The organism is Leifsonia sp. (assembly GCF_051955155.1).
Taxonomy (GTDB): domain Bacteria; phylum Actinomycetota; class Actinomycetes; order Actinomycetales; family Microbacteriaceae; genus Leifsonia.
In genome coordinates, this window is the sequence record NZ_JBQCGZ010000170.1 from 23,017 (window position 1) to 43,819 (window position 20,803).

19 protein-coding genes are annotated in these 20,803 nt (G+C 69.9%); 6 read left to right on the forward strand and 13 right to left on the reverse strand.

The genetic code is table 11. From position 1 onward, the window contains the following. Positions 1-79: 79 nt before the first annotated feature. Positions 80-1,519: a GuaB1 family IMP dehydrogenase-related protein gene (locus ACTHMF_RS18300; protein WP_314147356.1), complete on the reverse strand. Its 1,440-nt coding sequence runs from the start codon at positions 1,517-1,519 to the stop codon at positions 80-82. A gap of 135 nt (positions 1,520-1,654) precedes the next feature. On the opposite strand from ACTHMF_RS18300, the gene ACTHMF_RS18305 reads away from it, so the two are divergent. Beyond that, positions 1,655-5,536, forward strand: coding sequence for a multifunctional oxoglutarate decarboxylase/oxoglutarate dehydrogenase thiamine pyrophosphate-binding subunit/dihydrolipoyllysine-residue succinyltransferase subunit (locus ACTHMF_RS18305; protein WP_314147355.1), 3,882 nt, complete (start codon positions 1,655-1,657; stop codon positions 5,534-5,536). 137 nt (positions 5,537-5,673) lie between these two features. Here the strand turns inward: ACTHMF_RS18305 and ACTHMF_RS18310 are convergent, their stop codons facing one another. Beyond that, positions 5,674-6,762, reverse strand: a complete 1,089-nt coding sequence (locus ACTHMF_RS18310) for an epoxide hydrolase family protein (RefSeq protein WP_440319582.1) — start codon at positions 6,760-6,762, stop codon at positions 5,674-5,676. 66 nt (positions 6,763-6,828) lie between these two features. On the opposite strand from ACTHMF_RS18310, the gene ACTHMF_RS18315 reads away from it, so the two are divergent. Then, entirely contained in the window at positions 6,829-7,611 is a 783-nt protein-coding gene (locus ACTHMF_RS18315) for a VOC family protein (RefSeq protein WP_440319584.1), read from the forward strand. A 103-nt stretch (positions 7,612-7,714) separates the two neighbouring features. Here ACTHMF_RS18315 and ACTHMF_RS18320 read toward each other — a convergent pair whose 3' ends face one another. After that, complete coding sequence (locus tag ACTHMF_RS18320; RefSeq protein ID WP_314147352.1) at positions 7,715-7,960, reverse strand: zf-HC2 domain-containing protein; 246 nt, start codon at positions 7,958-7,960, stop codon at positions 7,715-7,717. Next, complete coding sequence (locus ACTHMF_RS18325; protein WP_314147351.1) at positions 7,957-8,568, reverse strand: sigma-70 family RNA polymerase sigma factor; 612 nt, start codon at positions 8,566-8,568, stop codon at positions 7,957-7,959. The genes ACTHMF_RS18320 and ACTHMF_RS18325 overlap by 4 nt, the downstream gene beginning before the upstream one ends. A 139-nt stretch (positions 8,569-8,707) precedes the next feature. Between ACTHMF_RS18325 and aroA the strand changes: the two genes are divergently transcribed. Genes aroA through bcp form a run of 3 tightly spaced genes read left to right on the forward strand, consistent with a single transcriptional unit; the run spans position 8,708 to position 11,638 of the window. Next, positions 8,708-10,075: a 3-phosphoshikimate 1-carboxyvinyltransferase gene (gene aroA, locus ACTHMF_RS18330; RefSeq protein ID WP_440319586.1), complete on the forward strand. Its 1,368-nt coding sequence runs from the start codon at positions 8,708-8,710 to the stop codon at positions 10,073-10,075. Further along, the gene (rsgA, locus tag ACTHMF_RS18335) at positions 10,072-11,130 is read left to right on the forward strand and encodes a ribosome small subunit-dependent GTPase A (protein WP_440319587.1); all 1,059 of its coding nucleotides are present in this window, start codon (positions 10,072-10,074) and stop codon (positions 11,128-11,130) included. Before aroA ends, rsgA begins: the two co-directional genes overlap by 4 nt. Before the next feature lie 34 nt (positions 11,131-11,164). Next, on the forward strand, positions 11,165-11,638 hold the full coding sequence (bcp, locus tag ACTHMF_RS18340; RefSeq protein WP_314147348.1) for a thioredoxin-dependent thiol peroxidase: 474 nt from the start codon (positions 11,165-11,167) through the stop codon (positions 11,636-11,638). A gap of 85 nt (positions 11,639-11,723) precedes the next feature. Here bcp and ACTHMF_RS18345 read toward each other — a convergent pair whose 3' ends face one another. The 7 genes from ACTHMF_RS18345 to ACTHMF_RS18375 all read right to left on the reverse strand — a co-directional run bounded on the left by ACTHMF_RS18345 (position 11,724) and on the right by ACTHMF_RS18375 (position 17,976). Then, positions 11,724-12,488, reverse strand: coding sequence for an ABC transporter ATP-binding protein (locus ACTHMF_RS18345; protein ID WP_440319589.1), 765 nt, complete (start codon positions 12,486-12,488; stop codon positions 11,724-11,726). Then, entirely contained in the window at positions 12,485-13,273 is a 789-nt protein-coding gene (locus tag ACTHMF_RS18350) for an ABC transporter ATP-binding protein (RefSeq protein ID WP_314147345.1), read from the reverse strand. The genes ACTHMF_RS18345 and ACTHMF_RS18350 overlap by 4 nt, the downstream gene beginning before the upstream one ends. Then, positions 13,270-14,154, reverse strand: a complete 885-nt coding sequence (locus tag ACTHMF_RS18355; protein ID WP_440319591.1) for an ABC transporter permease — start codon at positions 14,152-14,154, stop codon at positions 13,270-13,272. Before ACTHMF_RS18355 ends, ACTHMF_RS18350 begins: the two co-directional genes overlap by 4 nt. Beyond that, a complete protein-coding gene (locus tag ACTHMF_RS18360) occupies positions 14,151-15,113 on the reverse strand; it encodes an ABC transporter permease (protein ID WP_314147343.1) in 963 nt (320 codons plus the stop codon). The genes ACTHMF_RS18355 and ACTHMF_RS18360 overlap by 4 nt, the downstream gene beginning before the upstream one ends. A gap of 92 nt (positions 15,114-15,205) precedes the next feature. Then, positions 15,206-16,702 (reverse strand): ABC transporter substrate-binding protein, encoded by a 1,497-nt coding sequence (locus tag ACTHMF_RS18365; protein WP_440319594.1) that lies wholly within the window; start codon positions 16,700-16,702, stop codon positions 15,206-15,208. Positions 16,703-16,757: 55 nt separating this feature from the next. Beyond that, positions 16,758-17,513: a DUF1684 domain-containing protein gene (locus ACTHMF_RS18370; RefSeq protein WP_440319596.1), complete on the reverse strand. Its 756-nt coding sequence runs from the start codon at positions 17,511-17,513 to the stop codon at positions 16,758-16,760. A 37-nt stretch (positions 17,514-17,550) separates the two neighbouring features. Then, a complete protein-coding gene (locus tag ACTHMF_RS18375; protein WP_440319597.1) occupies positions 17,551-17,976 on the reverse strand; it encodes a hypothetical protein in 426 nt (141 codons plus the stop codon). 225 nt (positions 17,977-18,201) lie between these two features. Between ACTHMF_RS18375 and ACTHMF_RS18380 the strand changes: the two genes are divergently transcribed. After that, on the forward strand, positions 18,202-18,450 hold the full coding sequence (locus ACTHMF_RS18380) for a WhiB family transcriptional regulator (protein ID WP_018190103.1): 249 nt from the start codon (positions 18,202-18,204) through the stop codon (positions 18,448-18,450). A gap of 392 nt (positions 18,451-18,842) precedes the next feature. On the opposite strand, the gene ACTHMF_RS18385 is transcribed toward ACTHMF_RS18380, so the two are convergent. Together ACTHMF_RS18385 and ACTHMF_RS18390 are read right to left on the reverse strand one after the other, a co-directional pair. Beyond that, positions 18,843-19,451 carry a hypothetical protein gene (locus ACTHMF_RS18385; RefSeq protein WP_440319600.1) on the reverse strand — a complete coding sequence of 203 codons (609 nt, stop codon included), beginning with the start codon at positions 19,449-19,451 and terminating at the stop codon, positions 18,843-18,845. A 492-nt stretch (positions 19,452-19,943) separates the two neighbouring features. Continuing rightward, entirely contained in the window at positions 19,944-20,801 is an 858-nt protein-coding gene (locus tag ACTHMF_RS18390; RefSeq protein WP_440319602.1) for a DUF2278 family protein, read from the reverse strand. Positions 20,802-20,803: the final 2 nt, after the last annotated feature.

A 20,803-nucleotide genomic window follows, 5' to 3' on the forward strand; every position in this document is an offset into this window, starting at 1 on the left:
CCAGAGCCAACCCGACCTGGGCCGCCGCTCATCCGGGAGACGGGCGCTCCCAGCCGCTTAACAGCCGATCGATAAGCCGCTACCAGCTGACCGGCAGCGCCTTGCCCTCCTCGTAGCCGGCGGCAGACTGGATGCCCACCAGCGCGCGCTCGTGGAACTCCGGCAGCGTCCGCGCACCCGCGTACGTGAAGGAGCTGCGCACGCCGGTCGTGATCATGTCGAGCAGGTCCTCGACCGAGGGCCGCAGCGGGTCGAGGTAGATCCGCGAGGACGAGATGCCCTCCGCGAAGAGCGTCTTGCGGGCCAGCTCGTACGCGTCCAGCCGCTCGAAGCGGCCCTTGACCGCCTTGGTGGACGCCATGCCCCAGCTCTCCTTGTAGAGCGCGCCGTTCTCGTCCCGGTCGAGGGCGCCAGGTGCCTCGATCGTCCCGGCGAACCAGGAGCCGATCATCACGGAGGCTCCGCCCGCGGCGAGCGCGAGCGCGACGTCCCGCGGGTAGCGCACGCCGCCGTCTGCCCAGACGTGCGCGCCGAGCTCGCGCGCGGTCGCGCTTGTCTCGAGCACGGCGGAGAACTGCGGGCGGCCGACCGCGGTCATCATGCGCGTCGTGCACATCGCGCCGGGACCGACGCCGACCTTGAGGATGTCCGCGCCGGCGGCGACGAGGTCGCGGACCGCCTGCTCCGTGACGACGTTGCCCGCCACGATCGGGAGGCCGAGGCCGAGCTCCTTGACCGTGTGGATGGCGCGGCGCATGCCGTCCTGGTCGCCGTGCGCGGTGTCGATCACGAGCACGTCGACGCCCGCGGCGGCGAGCGCCTTGGCCTTGCTCGCGACGTCGCCGTTGATGCCGACCGCCGCGGCGACCCGCAGCCGGCCGTGCGCGTCGAGCGCCGGCTGGTAGATGGTGGAGCGCAGGGCGCTCTTCCTGCTGAGCGTGCCGACGACCCTGCCGTGGTCGAGCACCGGCGCGAACTCCAGCCCCGCCGCATCCATCGCGGCGAAGGCGGCGCGACCGTCGGCCAGGTCCTCCGCGTCGAGGGAGGTGAGCGCGCCGTGCAGCAGGTCGCCGATCCTGGCGTCCGGCAGGGCGGAGCCGAGCTGCGACGTCGCCAGGCAGCCGAGGTACGCGCCGTCGGCGTCGTGCACGACGACGCCGTGGCCCTCCACCGCGGGGACCCGGCGCAGCACGTCCGCGACGGTCTCGTCCGGGCCGGCCGGATACGGTGTGTCGAACGCGACCGGCTGGGCCTTGACCCAGCGGATCGCCTCGTCCAGATCCTGCAGGTGCATGTCCTGCGGGAGGACGCCCAGGCCGCCCCGGCGCGCGAGCGTCGCCGCCAGGCGCTTGCCGGTCACCGAGTTCATGTTCGCCGAGACGATCGGGATGGTCGCACCGGTGCCGTCGTTCGGCGCGAGCGAGACGTCCAGGCGGCTCGTCACGTTCGATCGGGACGGCACGAGGAACACGTCGGAGTAGGTCAGGTCGTGGCGGGGCGACGTTCCATAGAACTGCATGGGAATAACGGTATCGCTCCGCGCTGAACGCCCGCACCGGGGCCGCGATGGGATTAGGCTTGATGCTCGGATGGTGACGGGCGGTCCAATCCGCCCGGACGGAACGAAATCAATGGAGAGAGTGGGCGAAAGGCTGTGTCGAGCCAATTGACCGGTGTTGGGACCGACGACGGATCGTCGGGCGAGTTCGGGGCCAATGAGTGGCTCGTGGATGAGCTGTACGAGCAGTTCGTCCAGGACAAGAACTCGGTCGACAAGTCCTGGTGGCCGATCCTCGAGAACTACCACCCGGTGAAGGAGGGCCAGGCCTCGATTCCGTCGCCGGACGAGACGCCGGCCCCCACCCCCGCGGAACCCGCCGCCCCGACTCCGAGCGAACCGACCGTGCCGACGCCGGCGGAGCCGACGACACCGGCTCCCGCTCCAGCTCCGGAGCCCGCTCCGGCTCCCGCGCCGGGCGCCCCCGAGCCGCCCGCCGGACCGGGCGCCGCGGCCGGAGAGCCCCAGCCGGTGACGACGCCCATCCCGATCATCGGATCACAGCCGGTCGCCCGGACCACGTCCGTCGCCCCGAAGCCGCAGCCGGTTCCCGCCGACGCCCCCGTCACCTCGCCCACCGCGGTGTCCGAGCAGGCGGAGGAGGACAAGGTCACCCCGCTGCGCGGCATGTCCAAGACCCTCGCCACCAACATGGATGCCTCGCTCACGGTCCCCACCGCGACCAGCGTTCGCACCATCCCGGCGAAGCTGCTGATCGACAACCGCATCGTCATCAACAACCACCTCAAGCGCGCCCGCGGCGGCAAGGTCTCCTTCACGCATCTCATCGGCTGGGCGCTCATCCAAGCGCTCAAGGAGTTCCCGAGCCAGAACGTCTACTACGACGAGGTGGACGGCAAGCCCTCCGTCGTCGCCCCCGCGCACATCAACCTCGGCATCGCGATCGACCTGCCGAAGCCGGACGGCACCCGCGCCCTCCTTGTCCCGAGCATCAAGCGCGCAGACACGATGGCCTTCGGCGAGTACCTCGCCGCCTACGAGGAGCTCGTCTCCAAGGCGCGCAACAACAAGCTCACCGCCGGCGACTTCGCGGGCACCACCATCTCGCTCACCAACCCCGGCGGCATCGGCACCGTGCACTCGGTGCCGCGGCTCATGAAGGGCCAGGGCGCCATCATCGGCGCCGGCGCGCTCGAATACCCCGCCGAGTTCCAGGGCTCCAGCGAGAAGACGCTGGCCGGCCTGGCCATCGGCAAGACCATCACGCTGACGAGCACCTACGACCACCGCGTCATCCAGGGCGCAGGCTCCGGCGAGTTCCTCAAGATCGTGCACGAGCTGCTGATCGGCAAGCGGGACTTCTACGAGGGCATCTTCGCGGAGCTGCGCATCCCGTACATGCCGATCCACTGGAACCCGGACATCTCGGTCGACCTGGCGAGCGCCGTCGACAAGACCGCCCGCGTCCAGGAGCTCATCAACTCGTACCGCGTGCGCGGCCACCTGATGGCCGACATCGACCCGCTCGAGTACGTGCAGCGCACCCACCCCGACCTCGAGATCGAGACCCACGGCCTGACCTTCTGGGACCTCGACCGCGAGTTCGTGACCGGCGGGTTCGGCAGCCAGGGCAAGCGCACGATGAAGCTGCGCGACATCCTCGGCGTGCTCCGCGACTCGTACTGCCGCACCGTCGGCATCGAGTACATGCACATCCAGGACCCGGCCCAGCGCAAGTGGTTCCAGGACAAGCTGGAGCGCCCGTACGAGAAGCCGACCCACGACGAGCAGCTGCGCATCCTCGGCAAGCTCAACGAGGCGGAGGCGTTCGAGACCTTCCTGCAGACCAAGTACGTCGGGCAGAAGCGGTTCAGCCTGGAGGGCGGCGAGTCCACCATCGCGCTGCTGGACACGATCCTGCAGGGCGCAGCGGAGGCCGGCCTCGACGAGGCGGCCATCGGCATGGCGCACCGCGGCCGGCTGAACGTGCTGACCAACATCGCCGGCAAGACCTACGGTCAGATCTTCCGCGAGTTCGAGGGCACGCAGGACCCGCGCACCGTGCAGGGCTCCGGCGACGTCAAGTACCACCTCGGCACCGAGGGCACCTTCAAGGGCGCCGCCGGCGAGGAGATCCCGGTCTACCTGGCCGCGAACCCCTCGCACCTGGAGGCGGTGGACGGCGTGCTCGAGGGCATCGTCCGCGCCAAGCAGGACCGCCGCCCTGCCGGCACCTTCCTGACCCTGCCGATCCTCATCCACGGCGACGCCGCGATGGCGGGACAGGGCATCGTGGTCGAGCAGATGCAGATGTCGCAGCTGCGCGCGTACCGCACCGGCGGCACCATCCACGTCAACATCAACAACCAGGTCGGCTTCACCACGCCTCCCGGCGAGGGCCGGTCCTCGGTGTACTCGACGGACGTGGCGAAGACCATCCAGGCGCCGATCTTCCACGTGAACGGCGACGACCCGGAGGCCGTGGTGCGCGTCGCGCAGCTCGCCTTCGAGTACCGCCAGGAGTTCAAGCGCGACGTCGTCATCGACCTCGTCTGCTACCGCCGCCGCGGTCACAACGAGGGCGACGACCCGTCGATGACCCAGCCGCTGATGTACAACCTCATCGAGGCGAAGCGGTCCGTCCGCCGTCTGTACACCGAGGCCCTCGTCGGCCGCGGCGACATCACCGAGGAGGAGTACGAGGCAGCGCACCGCGACTTCCAGGACCGCCTGGAGCGGGCCTTCATGGAGACGCACGCCGCGCAGACCAACTCCACCCCGGTGATCACCCAGGGCGACGCCACCGCCGACATCGAGCACCCGATCGCGCAGCGGGACGCGAACGACAACGTCGGAGAGCCGGAGACCACCGCGGTCAGCGAGCAGGTCATCCACATGATCGGCGACGCGTTCAACAACCCGCCCGCCGGGTTCACCGTGCACCCCAAGCTCCAGCAGCTGCTGAACAAGCGCAGCGAGATGAGCCGCAACGGCGGCATCGACTGGGGCTTCGGCGAGCTGCTGGCGCTCGGCTCCGTGCTGCTGGAGGGCACTCCGGTGCGTCTCGCCGGCCAGGACGCGCGCCGCGGGACCTTCGTGCAGCGCCACGCCGTCCTTCACGATCGCGCGAACGGCCAGGAGTGGCTGCCGCTGGCGAACCTCAGCGACAACCAGGCCAAGTTCTGGATCTACGACTCGCTGCTCAGCGAGTACGCGGCGATGGGCTTCGAGTACGGCTACTCGGTCGAGCGCCCGGACGCCCTGGTGCTGTGGGAGGCGCAGTTCGGCGACTTCGCCAACGGCGCGCAGATCATCATCGACGAGTTCATCTCCTCCGCCGAGCAGAAGTGGGGCCAGCGCTCGTCGCTCGTCCTGCTGCTCCCGCACGGCTACGAGGGTCAGGGACCCGACCACTCCAGCGCGCGCATCGAGCGCTACCTGCAGCTGTGCGCCGAGAACAACATGACCGTCGCACGCCCGTCGACCCCGGCGTCGTACTTCCACCTGCTGCGCCGCCAGGCCTATGCCCGGCCGCGCCGCCCGCTGGTGGTCTTCACGCCGAAGGCGATGCTGCGTCTGCGCGGCGCGTCCAGCGACGTCGCCGACTTCACCTCGGGCCGGTTCGAGCCGGTGATCGACGACGCCCGCATCGAGGACAAGTCGTCGGTGAAGCGCGTGCTGCTCATGGCGGGCAAGCTGTACTACGACCTGCTGAACGAGCTGGAGAAGAACCCCAACCCGGAGATCGCGCTGGTGCGCGTCGAGCAGTTCTACCCGCTGCCCGCCGCCGAGCTGAAGGCGGTCGTCGACTCCTACCCCAACGCCGAGCTGGTGTGGGTGCAGGACGAGCCGGAGAACCAGGGAGCCTGGCCGTACATGATCCTGGAGACCTCCAAGCTGGGTCCGCGCCCGCTCGGCGTCGTCTCCCGTCCGCCGTCGGCCTCGCCGGCCGCGGGTTCGGCCAAGCGGCACGCCAAGGAGCAGTCGCTCCTCATCCAGCGCGCCCTCACCCTCTAACCCGCACCCCCGCACACCCCCGCACCCCCCGAGGAGCCCGAGACTCACCGAGTCCCGGGCTCCTCGCACACCCGCCGAGTACGCAGAAAATCCGGGATGTGACCGGTCAGCACCCGATTTTCTGCGTACTCGGCGGTTCAGCGGAGGAGGGCGTGGAAGGCGCGGATGGCCTCGGCGGTGAGGGCGGGGTGCTCGAAGCCGGCGAAGTGCCCTCCGGCGGGGGCGAGCACGAACTGGCGGAGGTCGGTGACCGCGCGCTCGGCGATGGACCGCGGGAAGCCGCGGAAGCCGGGCTCGCGCGACAGGTACACGCCGACCGGCGCCGTGATGGGCGGCCGCTGCGGGTTCTGACCCCAGTCGTAGTACTGCTGGAACGAGGTGCCGATGCTGTCGGTGACCCAGTACAGCGTCGCGATCGAGTAGAGGATGCCGGAGTCGACGATCCGGTCGAAGTCGTCGTCCACCCAGTCGTGCCACTTGTCCGCGATCCAGGCCAGGAGACCGGCGGGTGAATCGGCCAGGGCGGCGGCGATCGTGTCCGGGCGGGTGCCCATCATCTCGCTGTACCCGCCGTCCGCCTCGTCGTACTCGGCGAGGGCGTCCAGGAAGCGCCGCTCCTCATCGTCGGCGGGGCTGTCGTCGGCGGGGAATGGCGGGTTCAGCAGCTGGATGCCGATGACGCTGTCGGCGTGCTCCGCACCGAGCCACGTGGACGCTCCGCCGCCGATGTCACCGCCGAAGGTGGCATACCGGTCGAAGCCGAGCTCCCGCATCAGCCCGTGCAGCGCCTCCGCGATGCTCCGCCGGGTCAGCGGTTGCTCCGGCAGCTCCGAGAACACGAAGCCGGGCAGCGAGGGGATGATCACCTCGAACGTGTCGCTCAGCAGCTCGGCGAGCGGCAGGTACTCGACGAAGGCGCTCGGCCAGCCGTGCAGCAGCAGCAGGGGCGTGTGCGGACCGTCGCCCCTCCCCCGCACCCGGGCGAAGTGGACGCGCGAGCCGCCGACGACGGCGACGCCCTGCTCGACCGCGTTGAGCCTGCCCTCCTCGGCCCGCCAGTCGAACGCGAGCCAGCCCTCCACGAGCGCGCGGAGCCGGTCGCCGCCGAGCCCGCCCTCCCAGCCGGGCCGGCTCGGAGCGGACAGGTAGCGGGTGCGGGCGAGCCGGTCGCGCAGGTCGGCGAGCACCTCATCGGGCACCTGGATGCGGAACTGATCGATCGTCATCCCGCAACGCTAGCGCGCACCGGCGTCGCTCTTCTGCAGCGCAGGCAGCGAGCGTAGGTTATGGCCATGACCGTCGTCACCTCCCACCGCCTCGGCGAGCCCTGCTGGGTGGACTACGCCGCCTCCGATCTTCCGCGCGCGCAGGAGTTCTACTCGTCCCTGTTCGGCTGGAGCGCCGACGTCTCCGGCGAGGAGTACGGCGGCTACGTCAGCTTCCGCAGGGACGGCCACCTGGTCGCCGGCCTCGGCTCAGCGATGGCGGGCCAGCAGCAGAACACGTGGGTCACCTACCTCCTGGTCGAGGACGCCGAGGCCGCAGAGCGGGCCGCGCTCGCGGCCGGCGCCCAGAGCCTCGCCCCGACCATGACGGTCGGCGATCAGGGCAGGCTCGCCGTGATCGCGGATCCGGGCGGCGCCGTCGTCGGGCTCTGGGAACCGCTGGAGCACCGCGGCTCCGAGCTCGTCGCCGAGGTGGGCGGTCTCGCCTGGCACGAGCTCTACGCGCTCGACTTCCGCGCCCAGGTCGACTTCTACACGAAGGTCTTCGGCTGGCGTACGCAGGTGCTCGGCGACACCGCGGACTTCCGCTACTCCACGTTCGGCGACCCGGACGCGCCGGCGGGCGGCGTCTTCGACGCGCGCGGCATGCTGCCGGAAGGCGTCCCGTCGCACTGGGTCGTGTACTTCGGGGTGCAGGATGCCGCGGCGGCATCCCAGCGGGTGGTCGAGCTGGGCGGCACCGTCATCCGCGACCCGTGGGACAGCGAGTTCGGCCGGTTCGCGCAGGTCACCGATCCGCTCGGCGGCCTGTTCTTCCTGCACGAGGTCGGCAGCGGCAGCGCCGCCTGAGCAGCCACTCGGCCGTCGCTGCGCGCCATCGCTTCCTGAGATCTTCACGCGACACGCCGGTGCGCGGCGTGACGAACTCAGGAGCGGCTGACTGGGAGGCCGGTCAGTGGGCGGTCGCCTGGAAGGAACGGATGCGCACCAGGACCTCGGCACGCAGCGTCTCGGGGGCCGTCTCCTTGCACGCGCGCTGCACGACCTCGGTGAGCACGACGTTCAGGTGCGCCTCATTCGAGCAGCCGTCGCAGTGCTCGAGGTGCTCGCGGATGTCCGCGGCGTCCTCGGTGCACAGCTCGTTGCGCAGGTACTCTTCGAGCTCGGCCTTCGCCTTCTCGCAACCGCAGTCGGTCATCGTTGTCTCCTGGGGGTCTGCACGGCCCGGTCCCCCTGAACGGCAGAGAGCCCGCGCTCGTGCGCATAGTCGGTCAGAAGCTCCCGCAGCATCCGGCGGCCGCGGTGCAGGCGGCTCATCACGGTGCCGATCGGGGTCTTCATGATGTCGGCGATCTCCTGGTAGGAGAATCCCTCGACATCGGCGAGGTAGACGGCCAGCCGGAAGTCCTCCGGGATGGCCTGCAGCGCGTCCTTGACGGCACTGTCGGGCAGGTGGTCGATCGCCTCCGCCTCGGCCGAGCGGCTGGAGGATGCGGAGATCGACTCCGCCCCGCCCAGCTGCCAGTCCTCGAGTTCGTCGATCGTCCCCTGGTACGGCTCGCGCTGCTTCTTGCGATAGGTGTTGATGAACGTGTTCGTGAGGATGCGGTACAGCCAGGCCTTCAGGTTGGTGCCCTGCTGGAACTGCCGGAAGGCGGCGTACGCCTTGACGTACGTCTCCTGGACCAGGTCCTGCGCGTCGGACGGGTTCCGCGTCATCCGCAGAGCCGCCGCGTACAGCTGGTCCATGAACGGCAGCGCCTGCTCTTCGAACAGGTCGCCCAGATCCTCGGTTTCGGTGGTCATCACCGGCCAGTCTAGTTGCGGCAGGCCGGAGACCTCCTGCGAGGATGCGGGCGCCGTGAGAGGAGCGTCGAGGAGAGCGGTCGCAGCGGCCACAGGCTCGTCCTTCCTTCGTTCACGATCACGGATAATCTTGACAACAATGCTGATCTCGAAATATTCCGCTCCCGACTTCGATCCGTACGGCGACAACCGCACGGAGGAGCCGAACACGCTGTGGCCGGCCCCCGTTGCGACGGGCCCGGTGACGGCGACCGTGTCGCTCCCCGGCTCGAAGTCGCTGACCGCGCGCGAGCTCGTGCTCGCGGCGCTCGCGGACGGGCCGTCGCTGCTGCGCGCTCCCCTGCACTCCCGCGACACCGGCAACATGGTCGAGGCGCTGCGCGCGCTCGGCGTGAGCATCCAGGAGCGCGAGGGGGCGAGCGCGTTCGGCGCCGACCTCCTGGTCACCCCCGCGGAGGAGCTGCTCGGCAGCACGACGATCGAGTGCGGGCAGGCCGGGACGGTCATGCGCTTCGTCCCGCCGATCGCCGGCCTCGCGCTCGGGCCGACCATGTTCGACGCCGACGACTCGGCGCGCGGCCGCCCGATGGGCGCGATCATCTCCGCCCTGCGCGCGCTCGGCGTCGACGTGAACGACGACGGCCGCGGCTCGCTCCCCTTCACCGTCCACGGCACCGGATCGGTCGCCGGCGGCGCGATCTCGGTGGACGCCTCCAGCTCCAGCCAGTTTGTCAGCGCGCTGCTGCTGTCCGCCAGCCGGTTCGAGGACGGCCTGGACCTCACCCACTCCGGCGAGCGCCTCCCGAGCCTGCCGCACATCGAGATGACGATCGCCGCGCTGGCCGACCGCGGCGTGGGCCGCGCCGCGCCGGAGGTCGGTCGCTGGATCGTGCGGCCGGGGACGATCGCCGCGCGCGACGTGGACATCGAGCCCGATCTCTCCAACGCGGCGCCGTTCCTCGCCGCGGCGGTCGTGACCGGCGGGTCGGTGACCATCACCGGCTGGCCGGAGACGACGACCCAGGTCGGCGCCGACCTCGCCGATCTGCTCCCGATGTTCGGCGCCACGATCGAGCGCGACGGCGACCGGCTCACGGTGACCGGGCCGGAGCGCATCCGCGGCGTGCAGCTCGACCTGACCACCGGCGGCGAGCTCGCTCCCGCCCTCGTCGCCATCGCTGCACTCGCGGAGGACGCGAGCGAGATCACAGGCATCGGCCACATCCGGCACCACGAGACCGACCGGCTCGCCGCACTCGCGGCCGAGATCAACGGACTCGGCGGACAGGTCACGGAGCTCGAGGACGGGCTGCGCATCGAGCCGCGCCCGCTCACCGGCGGCGTCTGGCGCAGCTACGAGGACCACAGGATGGCCACCGCCGGCGCGATCGTCGGCCTGGTCGTCCCCGGCGTGGAGATCGAGAACGTCGCCACCACCGCGAAGACCCTCCCCCAGTTCACCGCGCTCTGGACGCGGATGCTGCACGAAGGCGCCGACCCAGCGTGACCGACGGCACGGGCTCGTGGTGGGCGGACGATGACGAGGACGACGAGTTCGACCTCTACGACGAGTCCACCATCCGCACGCGCCCGAACCCGAAGGGCAACCGGCCGCGCACGAAGGTGCGGCCCGACCACGCCGACGCGGAGATCGCGCGCGTGCTCGGCGTCGACCGCGGGCGCTACACGGTGCTCCTCGACGAGGACACCCCGGACGAGCGGCAGTCGATCGCCGCGCGTGCGAGCGAGCTGCGGCGCAACCCGATCGTGACCGGCGACCGCGTCGCGGTCGTCGGGGACACCAGCGGCGAGGAGGGGACGCTCGGCCGGATCGTGCGGGTCGAGCCGCGCAGCACGCTCCTGCGCCGGAGCGCGGACGACACGGACGACGTGGAGCGCGTGATCGTCGCGAACGCCGACCAGATGCTCATCGTGGTCGCCGCGGCCAACCCGGAGCCGCGCACCCGGCTGGTCGACCGCTACCTGGTGGCCGCGTACGACGCGGGCATCGAGCCGATGCTGTGCGTCACCAAGATCGACCTCGCCGATCCCGCGCCGTTCCTGAAGAACTTCGCCGGGCTCGACCTCCCGGTGTTCACCAGCCGTGAGGACCGCATCCCGGTCGACGAGATCCGGGCGGCGCTCGTCGGCCACGACACCGTGGTGGTCGGGCACTCCGGCGTCGGCAAGTCCACGCTCGTGAACGAGCTCGTGCCGGGGGCGGGACGGGCGACCGGGCACGTCAACGAGGTGACCGGCCGCGGCAGGCACACCTCGTCGTCCACGGTGTCGCTGCGGGTCGAGAACGGCGAGGGCCACGGCTGGGTGATCGATACCCCGGGAGTGCGTTCGTTCGGGCTGGGGCACGTGGACACCGCGAGCATCCTCAAGTCGTTCACCGACCTCGCCGAGCTCGCCGAGGACTGCCCGCGCGGCTGCACCCACCTCCCGGACGCCCCCGACTGCGCCATCGTGGAGGCCGTCGAGGAGGGACGGCTCGGCGAGACCGGCCGCGCCCGGCTCGACTCGCTGCAGCGCCTGCTCGCGACCTTCGCCGGCTGAGCGCGACAGTGCCCGGCCGGGGCAGAATGGACGCATGACCGATGTGCGACTGGAAGCGGGCCGTGAGGCCCCCGCGTTCACCCTGACCGACCAGGACGGCGAGCCCGTCTCGCTCTCCGACTACGCGGGGAAGAACGTGATCGTGTACTTCTACCCGGCGGCGATGACCCCGGGCTGCACCACGGAGGCGTGCGACTTCCGCGACAACCTCAACTCGCTCGCGTCCAGCGGCTACCAGGTGATCGGGATCTCCAAGGACGCCCCGGCGAAGAACAAGCAGTTCCAGGAGCAGGAGAGCCTGAACTTCCCGCTGCTCTCGGACCAGGACCTGGCTGTCCACAAGGCCTACGGCGCGTACGGAGAGAAGAAGCTCTACGGCAAGACCGTCGAGGGCGTCATCCGCTCGACGTTCGTCGTCGACCCGGACGGCAGCATCCGCCTCCCGCTCTACAACGTGAAGGCCACCGGGCACGTCGCGTCGCTGCGGAAGAAGCTCGGGCTCGACTGAGCTCTCATCACGCCCGCTGAGCATTTGTGCCAGATCGCGGCTCGAGCGGGGCTGGAGCCGAGATGTGGCGCAAATGTTCCGGGGGCTAGGCGGGCAGGCGCGGGACGGAGGCGAGCAGGCGCTGCGTGTACGGGTCGGCGGGGGCGCCGAGCACCTGACGGGTCGGGCCCTGCTCGACGACGCGGCCGGAGCGCAGCACGACCGTCTCCCGGCACAGCGTCGCCACCACGCTGAGGTCGTGCGAGACCATCACGACGGTCATGCCCTCGGTCTCGGCGAGCGTGGAGAGCAGTTCGATGATCTGGATGCGCGTCGTCACGTCCAGCGCGCTGACCGGCTCGTCGGCGAGCAGCACGCGCGGGCGCGAGACGATCGCGCGTGCGATCGCGATGCGCTGGCGCTGGCCGCCGGAGAACTCGTGCGGGAACCGGCGCGCCGCGTCCTCGGGGAGCGCGACGGCGCGCAGCGCCGAGGCGACGCGGTCGGCCGCGTCCGCCCCGGAGGCGATCCGGAGCGACGCGAGCGGCTCCCCCACGATCCGGCCGACGCTCTGCCGCGGGTCCAGCGACGAGTACGGGTCCTGGAACACCGTCTGCACGCTGCGGCGGAACGCCCGCATGGTGCCGCGATCGCGCCGGTCCAGCGGAGCACCGTCGAAGAGGACGGCTCCGCTGGTCGGGTCGGCGAGGCCGAGCAGCAGCGACAGCACGGTCGTCTTGCCCGCCCCCGACTCGCCGACGAGGCCGACGCTGCGCCCCTCCTGCACGGAGAACGAGACGCCCTCCAGCGCGGGAGCGGCGGCGCGCCGGTAGCGGAAGCCGGCGTCGCGAAGTTCGAGGATGGCGGTCACCGCACCTCCAGGGCCGCGTCGAGCTCGCGGGCGCTGCGCACGAGGTCGACGGTGTAGGGATCGGCGGGGGCGCTCAGGATGCGCTGGATGCTGCCCTCCTCGACCACGCGGCCGCCGCGCAGCACGAGCGCCCTGTCGGTCATCCGGGAGACGACGGCCAGGTCGTGGCTGACGAACAGCAGCGCCATCCCGCGTTCGGCGACCAGCGTGTCCAGCAGGGACAGGATGTCCGCCTGCACGGTGACGTCCAGCGCCGTGGTCGGCTCGTCGGCGATCAGCAGCTGCGGGCGGCAGGCGAGCGCGGCCGCGATGGCGACGCGCTGGCGCTGACCGCCGGAGATCTCGTGCGGGTACGCCCTGGCGATGCGCTCCGGCTCCGGCAGCCGCACCTCGGCCAGCGCATCCCGCACGGCCGAGCGCAGCGCGCTGCCGCGCAGACCGAGGTGGCGCCGCAGCGGCTCCGCGACCTGGTCGCCGAGCCGCATCAGCGGGTCCAGGGCGGTCAGCGGCTCCTGGAACACCATCGAGACGGTGCGGCCGCGCAGCGGGACGAGGACCCGCTCCTTCGAGCCGATCACCTGCACGCCCGCGAGCTCGACGCTGCCCGCGGCGGTGAGCCCGTCCGGGAGCAGACCGGTGATCGCGAACGAGGTCAGGGACTTGCCGGAGCCGGACTCGCCGATCAGGCTCAGCCGCTCCCCCGCGGCGAGCGAGAAGCTCACGTCGTCGACCAGCGCGGAGCCGTCCCGCGCGGTGACCGTCAGACCTGCGACGTCGAGGATCATCGCGACCTCCTCCTGGTCGGGTCGGCGACATCCCGCAGCCCGTCCGCCACCAGGTTGACGCCGATCACCAGCACCACCAGCGCGATGCCGGGGGCGATCGCGCCGACCGGTGCGACGGCGACGGTGCCCTGCGCCTCCTGCAGCATCCGGCCCCAGGACGCGTTCGGCGGGGGCGCCCCGAGTCCGAGGTAGGACAGGCTCGCCTCCGCCAGCACGGCGACGCCGAACTGCAGAGCCAGGTTGACGCCGAGCGTCGGCCAGATGTTCGGGAGGATGTGCCGGGCGACGACGCCGGGCCAGGAGGTGCCGGAGGTGCGCGCGGCCGTGACGTACTGCTGCGCGAGCACGCGCTTGGCGAGCACGCGCGTCAGCCGCGCGACGACCGCGGACATCGCGAGCCCGATCGCGAGGATGGCGGTGCCGAGCGACGCGCCCTGCGCGGCGACGATCAGCATGGCGAGCAGCAGTGTCGGGAAGGCGATCAGGATGTCGAGGACGGCGGAGATCGTGTCGTCGAGCCAGCGGGTGGCGAAGGCGGCGAGCATCCCGATCGTGACGCCGATCACGGCCCCGATCGCTACCGCCCCGAGGCCGACGGCGAGGGCGATGCGCGCGCCGATCATCAGCTGGGTGGTCAGGTCGCGGCCGAGCTTGTCCGTCCCGAGCCAGTGCTCCGCGCTGGGTCCTTGCAGCCGGCCGCCCGAGGTGTCGCCCTGCGCGTACGGGAGCCAGACGAAGGAGACCGCGGCGACCAGCACGACGAGCCCGACGAGCGTGAGGCCGATGCCGAGGGTCACCGAGCGGCGCGCCCGCCGCCTGGCCGCAGCGCGCGGGTCGTCCGGCGCGCCCTGCGCCGCCGCCTGGTCCACCACCGCGCTCATCGGTTCCCCGAGATGCTCTGCCGCAGCCGCGGGTCGATCAGGCGCTGCAGGATGTCGGCGACGAAGCCCACGATCAGCACCAGCAGGGTCGAGACGAACAGGATGCCCTGGATGTTCGGGTAGTCGTGCTGCTCGATCGCGCGCAGCAGCATGCTGCCGAGGCCGGGCAGCGTGAAGACGCTCTCGACCACTACCGCGCCGAGGAAGGTGGTCGCCAGCTCGATGCCCAGCACCGAGATGACGGGGACAGCGCCGTTGCGCAGGCCGTGCCGCCACATCGCCCGGCCGAAGCCGGAGCCGAGCGCCCTGGCGTTGCGCAGGTAGTCGCTCCCGATCACGTCGAGGGTCGCGCTGCGGACGTAGCGGGAGATGGAGGCGCTCATCACGATCGCGATGGTGATGATCGGCAGCGCGAGCGACTCCAGCGCCGCCGCCGGGTCGGCCCAGTCGTCGCGAGGGAAGCCGCCGGAGGGGAACCAGCGCAGGTTCACCGAGAAGACGCTCACCAGCAGGATGCCCACCCAGAACACCGGGACGGCGATGCCGAGCTGCGAGAACGCGGAGAGCGCGAGCCCGTACCAGCGGTCGGCCTTCCAGGCGGCGACGAACCCGATCGGGAGGGCGAGCAGCAGCGCGAGCACGAACGACAGCAGCGTCAGCGGGATGGTGACGGCCAGCCGGGAGGCGATCTCCGGTCCCACCGGGAGCGAGGTGATGAACGACTGCCCGAGGTCGAGCGTGAGCAGCGAGCCGAACCAGCTCACGAACTGCGCGGGCAGCGGCTGATCGCTGCCGACCTGCTGCTGGGCGGCCTTGATCTGCTCGGGCGTCGCGCTGGCCGAGAGCAGCGCGTTGGCCGGGTCGCCCGGCAGCACGCGGAGCAGGAAGAACAGCACCACCATGGCGAGCAGCAGCGACACCACGAGGAACGCGGTGCGGCGCAGGAGGTAGGTTGCCATGATCCGTCAAGCCTAATCAGCGGGAGCACGTGACTGCCCGCAGGAGGCGCGATGGCCTCCTGCGGGCAGTGGGGTCGTCCGTTCTCCGGACGCTACTTCTTGACGATGTCGTAGGCGAAGAACTGCGAGTTCAGGCCGTTGACCGGGTAGCCGCTGACATCGCTGGAGGCGACGACGATCTGCGGGTAGAGGTACAGCCACGCGCTGGCGGCGTCCTTCGCGATCTGCTCGTTAACCAGCTTGAGCTTTGCGGTCTGCTCCGCGGTCGTCGACGCCTGCTCGGCCTCGTTCACCCACGCGGTGACCTGCGGGTTGTCGTAGCCCCAGTAGAAGTCCGGGTTGCCGTACCAGACGACGTCGCGGTCGTTGACGTGCTCCTGCAGCGTCGCCGTGAAGTCGTGGTTCTTGAACACCTTCGTGTACCACTCGTCGGCCGAGATGGAATTGATGTTCACGGTGATGCCGACCTTCGCCAGCTCGCTCTTCAGGAACTCGGCGACCGCGGGGTGCGGGTCGTAGGTCGGGGTGTCGAGCGTGAAGGTGAAGCCGTTCGGCAGGCCGGCCGCGGCCAGCTCCTTCTTGGCGAGCGAGACGTCGTACGGGTTGACCGTGGTGAGGTCCTCGTACCAGGGGTCGCTCGGCGGGACCATCGAGCCGATCAGCGTGCCGTACTTGCCCCAGATGGAGCTCAGCAGCTTCTTCGTGTCGATCGCGGAGTAGACGGCCTTGCGCACCTCGGCCTTGTCGAACGGGGCCACCTTGTCGTTGAAGGCGAGGAGCTCCTTGGTGGTCGACTTGCCGTTGCTGATCGTGTAGTCCTTGTTGCCCTCGAACTGGGTCAGCGAGTCCGGGCTCTGGATGCTCGTGACGATGTCCACCTGATTGGTCAGCAGGGCGTTGGAGAGGGCGCTGGCGTCGGTGAAGTAGTCGTAGACGACCTCCTTGTTCTTCGCCTTGTCTCCCCAGTAGCCGCTCCAGCGCTCGAGGCTGAGCGAGCTGCCGCGCTTCCAGGTGCCGAGCGTGTACGGGCCGGTGCCGTCCTCCGCCGTCTTGTAGTTCGTGGTGCCCGGTCCGAAGATCCACACGTAGCTGAGGTTGTACGGCAGCGAGATCGAGCGGGTCTTCAGCGAGATAACGACGGTCTTCGCGTCCGGGGTGTCGATCTTCGAGATGACGGACAGCTGCGACTTGCGCGCCGACTGCGAGTGGTCGGCGAGGACGCGCTCGATGCTGGACTTCACCTCGGCGCTGGTCAGCGGCTTGCCGGAGTGGAACGTCACGCCGTCGCGCAGGGTGAAGGTATAGCTGAGGCCGTCGGCGCTCTGGGTGTACTTCGTGGCGAGCAGCGGCTGCACCTCGCCGGCGTCGGTGAGCTTGAACAGCCCCTCGTAGACGTTGCCGTTGAGGGCCTCGGTGACGCCCTGGCCGCCGCCGGCGGTGTTGTCCAGGTTCACCGGCTCATAGAGCGAGCCGATCGCGATGGACGCGTCGGCGCCCGTGGCGGACGAGGACGCTCCGGCGCAGCCGGCGAGCGCCAGCGCCGAGGCGAGGCCGATCGCGAGCGTGGCGAGCAGGGGGGTCTTTCTCAAGGGAGTTCTCCTGTGCTGGGGGAAGGTGCTGTGAGGGTGAGGGTCGTGCGCGACGTCAGTGCGCTGCGCCGTCGCGGAAGACGACGCGCTTCTCGCCGGCGGTCACCGGGACGGGGAAGCGGTTGTTCCGCGGCGGCAGCGGACAGTTGTACTGGTCCGAGAACCCGCAGGGCGGGACGAAGGCACGGTTGAAGTCGAGCACGGCGCGGTCGCCGTCGCGGGTCACGAACAGGAACCGGCCGGACGCGTAGGTGCCGTCGTCGCCGTCCGCGCCGTTCGTCGGGTCGCCGAAGACGAGCAGCAGCGTGCCGTCGTCGTCGAAGGCGCTCAGCGTGTAGTCGACGCCGTCGCGGTGGAACGTGATGTCGCCGGGCACGACCAGGTCGCGGGTCAGGCCGTTGTCGCGGATGTGCTCGAACGGGATGGTGCGCTCGCCCTCGACCGGGGTGAACGTCGCCTCGATGACCCAGGACGGGTCGAACGGGAACACCTCGATCGTCTCGAAGTCGCGGATCGCGGGCGAGGCGGCGTCCCAGAGCCGGATGCCGCGCTCCGGCCGACCTGTCTCCAGGCTGTTGCGCTCGAGCTCGGTCGCGGTGACCGTCGCCGGCTGTCCGGCCAGGGCGTCCTCCGCGGTCGTCTCGTCGCCGTCGGGAAGCCAGCGCGTCTGGATGAGCGCGAGGTTCCCGGTCGGGCCGGTGACGGACGCGAGCCGTGCGGCGTGCCAGGCGTCGTGCCCGGCACGGGCGGTCTCGATGGTGGCGGAGGAGGCGAGGGGCGGGGCGGAGAGTTCAGTCACGATGTCGGGCATAACGTCTCCGAGTCTGAGCTTGTTCCCGGCCGTCGCGTTATTCGTGTGACTCCGTGTTGCGCGTCGTCGCGCGGACGACAGACGGCGCCAGCGCGAGCACCCCGGCGACGACAGCTGGGATCAGGAGTGCCCAGCCGACGTCCGGGCGGGCGAACAGGCCCTGGAAGCTCCCGACGGCGACGGCCAGCATGAGGATCTGGATGGTCACGGTCGACGCGCGCGCCCAGCCCCGCAGCCGCAGGATCCCGACCAGGGTGAGGATGAGCCAGCCGGCAGCGAACACCACGAGCACGAAGATCGCGACCGCTGTCGTGTAGGACTCCGGCTTCACGGTGAGCAGCTCCACGAGCAGCCACACCGCGAGCCCGGTCACCAGCAGCGACTCGAGCGCGAGGATGACCGCGAGCACGAGGAGCAGGGCTGGCCTGTTCGCGGGGGGACGGGTCGGCGAGGGATCGGGCACTATATCATCCTGATGTTTCCGGCTCGTGTTCACAGCGTTATCCCATACAAAACTATTGATTCGGATTAAGCGCTATGGGAGCATATTGACGGTCGAGTTAGTGCTCACAGGGTTGTGGGCAGGTCTCATTCCCCATGGATCTGAAGAACCCTGTAACCCGGCTGCTTACCTGCATTCTAGGCCCATCGGGCCAGGAGACACCCAGCAAACAAGGAGCATATCTTCATGGATTGGCGCGACAAAGCCGCCTGCCTGACCGCGGACCCCGAGCTCTTCTTCCCCGTCGGCAACACCGGCCCCGCCGTCGACCAGATCGACAAGGCCAAGGCGGTCTGCGCGCGCTGCACCGTGACCGAGATCTGCCTGCAGTACGCCCTCGAGACCGGCCAGGACTCGGGCGTCTGGGGCGGCCTCTCCGAGGACGAGCGCCGTGCCCTGAAGCGCCGCGCCGCGCGCGCACGCCGCGCCTCCTGACCCCGAGGACCAGCACCCTGCATCACCCGCCGAGGCGGCGCTCCCCGAACACCTAGCAGACGACCATCGTCCGGAGAGCGTCCCTCGGCGTTCTGCTGTGCCCGCCATCCGTTCCGGACTTCTTCACGCAACACGCCGCGCGGAGGCGTGAAGAACTCAGGAACGGAGCGCGATTTTGACGCCGCCGCAGGAGGAGTCGCACCGGGCGGACGTGTATGGGCCGCGCTGATTGCGTGTGCGATGACGCGGCGTGGTCGCTGCGGAACCTGGAGCTGAACGACGTCCGAGCGCATCCCGTGGTGGATGTTGGCACCGGCGTGTTGACGGAGTTCCCCCACCCGCCTCGGATCCCAATAGCGTGACCCTGACTGCGCGGGGCATCTGAGGCCAGATCATCGGCGATGCCTCACGCTGGAGGCCCGAGACACTGTCGCCGCGGTGGAACGACCTCGCCACAGTTCCCACCAGCTCCATGCGCGTGAGGATTGTGCGTCCTCTTCGCCTTGTAGAGCATCCTCGTAGATGTGGATCCAAACACGCGCCTGCGTACGCTCGTGATCTTGCAAGAGCGCGAAGACCCATGCGAGCGCCGCAGTGATGAGAAGCACTACGCACACTTCGACCACGAGCCCCAAGTTCGAGTTGAGGGCACTCTCGAGCACGCGGAAGGAGCGTTCCGTCATGTCGCCTGTGACGGCGTCTGCCGGTGTCTTGGCCACCATGCTGGCCAGGAGGGCAACAAAGAAGGAGCAAAGCAATGTCCCGGCAGCTGCGAGCGCGGCGATAATTGCCACCATAGCCGGCCCCCTGGCCCCCGGTTCGCGCATGACCGCCACGGCGTACAACTCGATGAGAACCTGGCGCTGCACGCCCCTCGGCGCATCGAGAAATTTGCGCAGCCGCGCCTCAACGTCACGATGATTCGGGTAGATATGCTCCCGCGCACTTACTTGCATCGGATCCCGCCGCCGGCGAAGTCGATCGATTAGTCCCAAGGCCATAGCCCGACCCTAGGCGGGCACACTGACACCCCGACCTCGCCCGCTCCGTGAATCACTTACCTCCCAGCGGCTCTGGTGAGCGCGAACACGTCCCGCCGGAAGTCAGCGACCTGACAAGATCATTGGTCCTCGAGAACCACCGTGGTCTTCAGCGCGCGGTCTGCAGCGCTAAGAAATTCGGCCGCTTTACGCAAGCTCCACTCTCGAACCCGGGGAGTAAGTGTTGCGGGTCGGCGCCTCTGCCGTCAAACTCACGGTTCCGGTTCGTCTGCTCGGACGCTGGGGGACTGGGTGAGATTACGCGACTCTCCGCGCGAGCGCTTGCGGAGCGGATGCTCGACAGCGAAGCGCCTGACCTCGCCGACGCGCTCGAAGAGCTCTTCTCCGACGATCACGCGTGACCGGTAGCACTGGTCCGTGGATCGAAGCCGAGCACGACCTTCTGCGTTCGCGGCCGTGCCCGTCGAACTGCGCCCCATCTTCCGGCAGCGCTCACAGCACGCGTCCGAGTGCCTCCACATATCCGGCGATGGCGTCGATCCGCGCGGCGTCGGCCTCCGGCAGACGGGCAGCGAGTTCGGCATGCAGCACCGCACGCACCGAAGAACGCGATGCCGTGCCGAGCTCGGGCAGGGAGCGGGCCAGGGCCGCGAGACCGACGAGTCCGTCGTCGGTGAGCAGCTGCCGTTCCCGAGCGGACAGGGGGTTATCCGGCGGCCAGCGCCAAAAGGGGACATAGAGCGGCGGGATGTCTGAGACGAAGATCGGGTGGCCCTGCGCGTCGGTGTGCAGCGACTGCGTCTCGAATTTGATCTGCAGCAGTGTCGCCGGATTGGCGGTTCCGGTCTCGACGATCAGACCGCCGTCTTGCCAGATTGCGTCAAGGGGCGCGAACTCACTGTCCGGCGGATCCCCTTGGTTCATGTGGACATCGTGCACGCCGAGGCCCGTGCTGTACGCCGCACCGAAGATGTGGATGCGTGTGCACCCATTCAGAAGCGTTCGCATCGCGTCGATGAGATTCTGCCCGGTTTGCAGCCGCCATCCCGTGGTCCCCCGAGCCGCGGGGAGCCGCACGTAGTCGAGCGCGCCGGAGGTCGGAGTCTGGGCGAGCGGATGCCAACCGTCTGGCTGGCCGAGAAGCCCGGCGAAGGTCACCCTTTCGAGGACGCGAGTCCGGTACTCGATGCGGATGTCGGTGAGGGACTTCAGGTTGATCGCAGAGTCGTAGGTCCCCAGCGGTGTGCGAACCCACACGTGATAGTGCGGCCACTGCCCGCCGCTCGGAGAGAGTAGATCGGCGCGTTCGACCGGTCCGGAGAGAACGCCGTACGGAGTCTGCAGCGGCATGG

What these genes read in the sequence shown, in the direction of transcription:
- ACTHMF_RS18300 (WP_314147356.1), bottom strand. Translation starts at nt 1,519, where the DNA reads ATGCAGTTCTATGGAACGTCGCCCCGCCACGACCTGACCTACTCCGAC.
- ACTHMF_RS18310 (WP_440319582.1), bottom strand. Translation starts at nt 6,762, where the DNA reads ATGACGATCGATCAGTTCCGCATCCAGGTGCCCGATGAGGTGCTCGCC.
- ACTHMF_RS18315 (WP_440319584.1), top strand. Translation starts at nt 6,829, where the DNA reads ATGACCGTCGTCACCTCCCACCGCCTCGGCGAGCCCTGCTGGGTGGAC.
- ACTHMF_RS18320 (WP_314147352.1), bottom strand. Translation starts at nt 7,960, where the DNA reads ATGACCGACTGCGGTTGCGAGAAGGCGAAGGCCGAGCTCGAAGAGTAC.
- ACTHMF_RS18325 (WP_314147351.1), bottom strand. Translation starts at nt 8,568, where the DNA reads ATGACCACCGAAACCGAGGATCTGGGCGACCTGTTCGAAGAGCAGGCG.
- aroA (WP_440319586.1), top strand. Translation starts at nt 8,708, where the DNA reads ATGCTGATCTCGAAATATTCCGCTCCCGACTTCGATCCGTACGGCGAC.
- bcp (WP_314147348.1), top strand. Translation starts at nt 11,165, where the DNA reads ATGACCGATGTGCGACTGGAAGCGGGCCGTGAGGCCCCCGCGTTCACC.
- ACTHMF_RS18350 (WP_314147345.1), bottom strand. Translation starts at nt 13,273, where the DNA reads ATGATCCTCGACGTCGCAGGTCTGACGGTCACCGCGCGGGACGGCTCC.
- ACTHMF_RS18355 (WP_440319591.1), bottom strand. Translation starts at nt 14,154, where the DNA reads ATGAGCGCGGTGGTGGACCAGGCGGCGGCGCAGGGCGCGCCGGACGAC.
- ACTHMF_RS18360 (WP_314147343.1), bottom strand. Translation starts at nt 15,113, where the DNA reads ATGGCAACCTACCTCCTGCGCCGCACCGCGTTCCTCGTGGTGTCGCTG.
- ACTHMF_RS18370 (WP_440319596.1), bottom strand. Translation starts at nt 17,513, where the DNA reads ATGCCCGACATCGTGACTGAACTCTCCGCCCCGCCCCTCGCCTCCTCC.
- ACTHMF_RS18380 (WP_018190103.1), top strand. Translation starts at nt 18,202, where the DNA reads ATGGATTGGCGCGACAAAGCCGCCTGCCTGACCGCGGACCCCGAGCTC.
- ACTHMF_RS18385 (WP_440319600.1), bottom strand. Translation starts at nt 19,451, where the DNA reads ATGGCCTTGGGACTAATCGATCGACTTCGCCGGCGGCGGGATCCGATG.
- ACTHMF_RS18390 (WP_440319602.1), bottom strand. Translation starts at nt 20,801, where the DNA reads ATGCCGCTGCAGACTCCGTACGGCGTTCTCTCCGGACCGGTCGAACGC.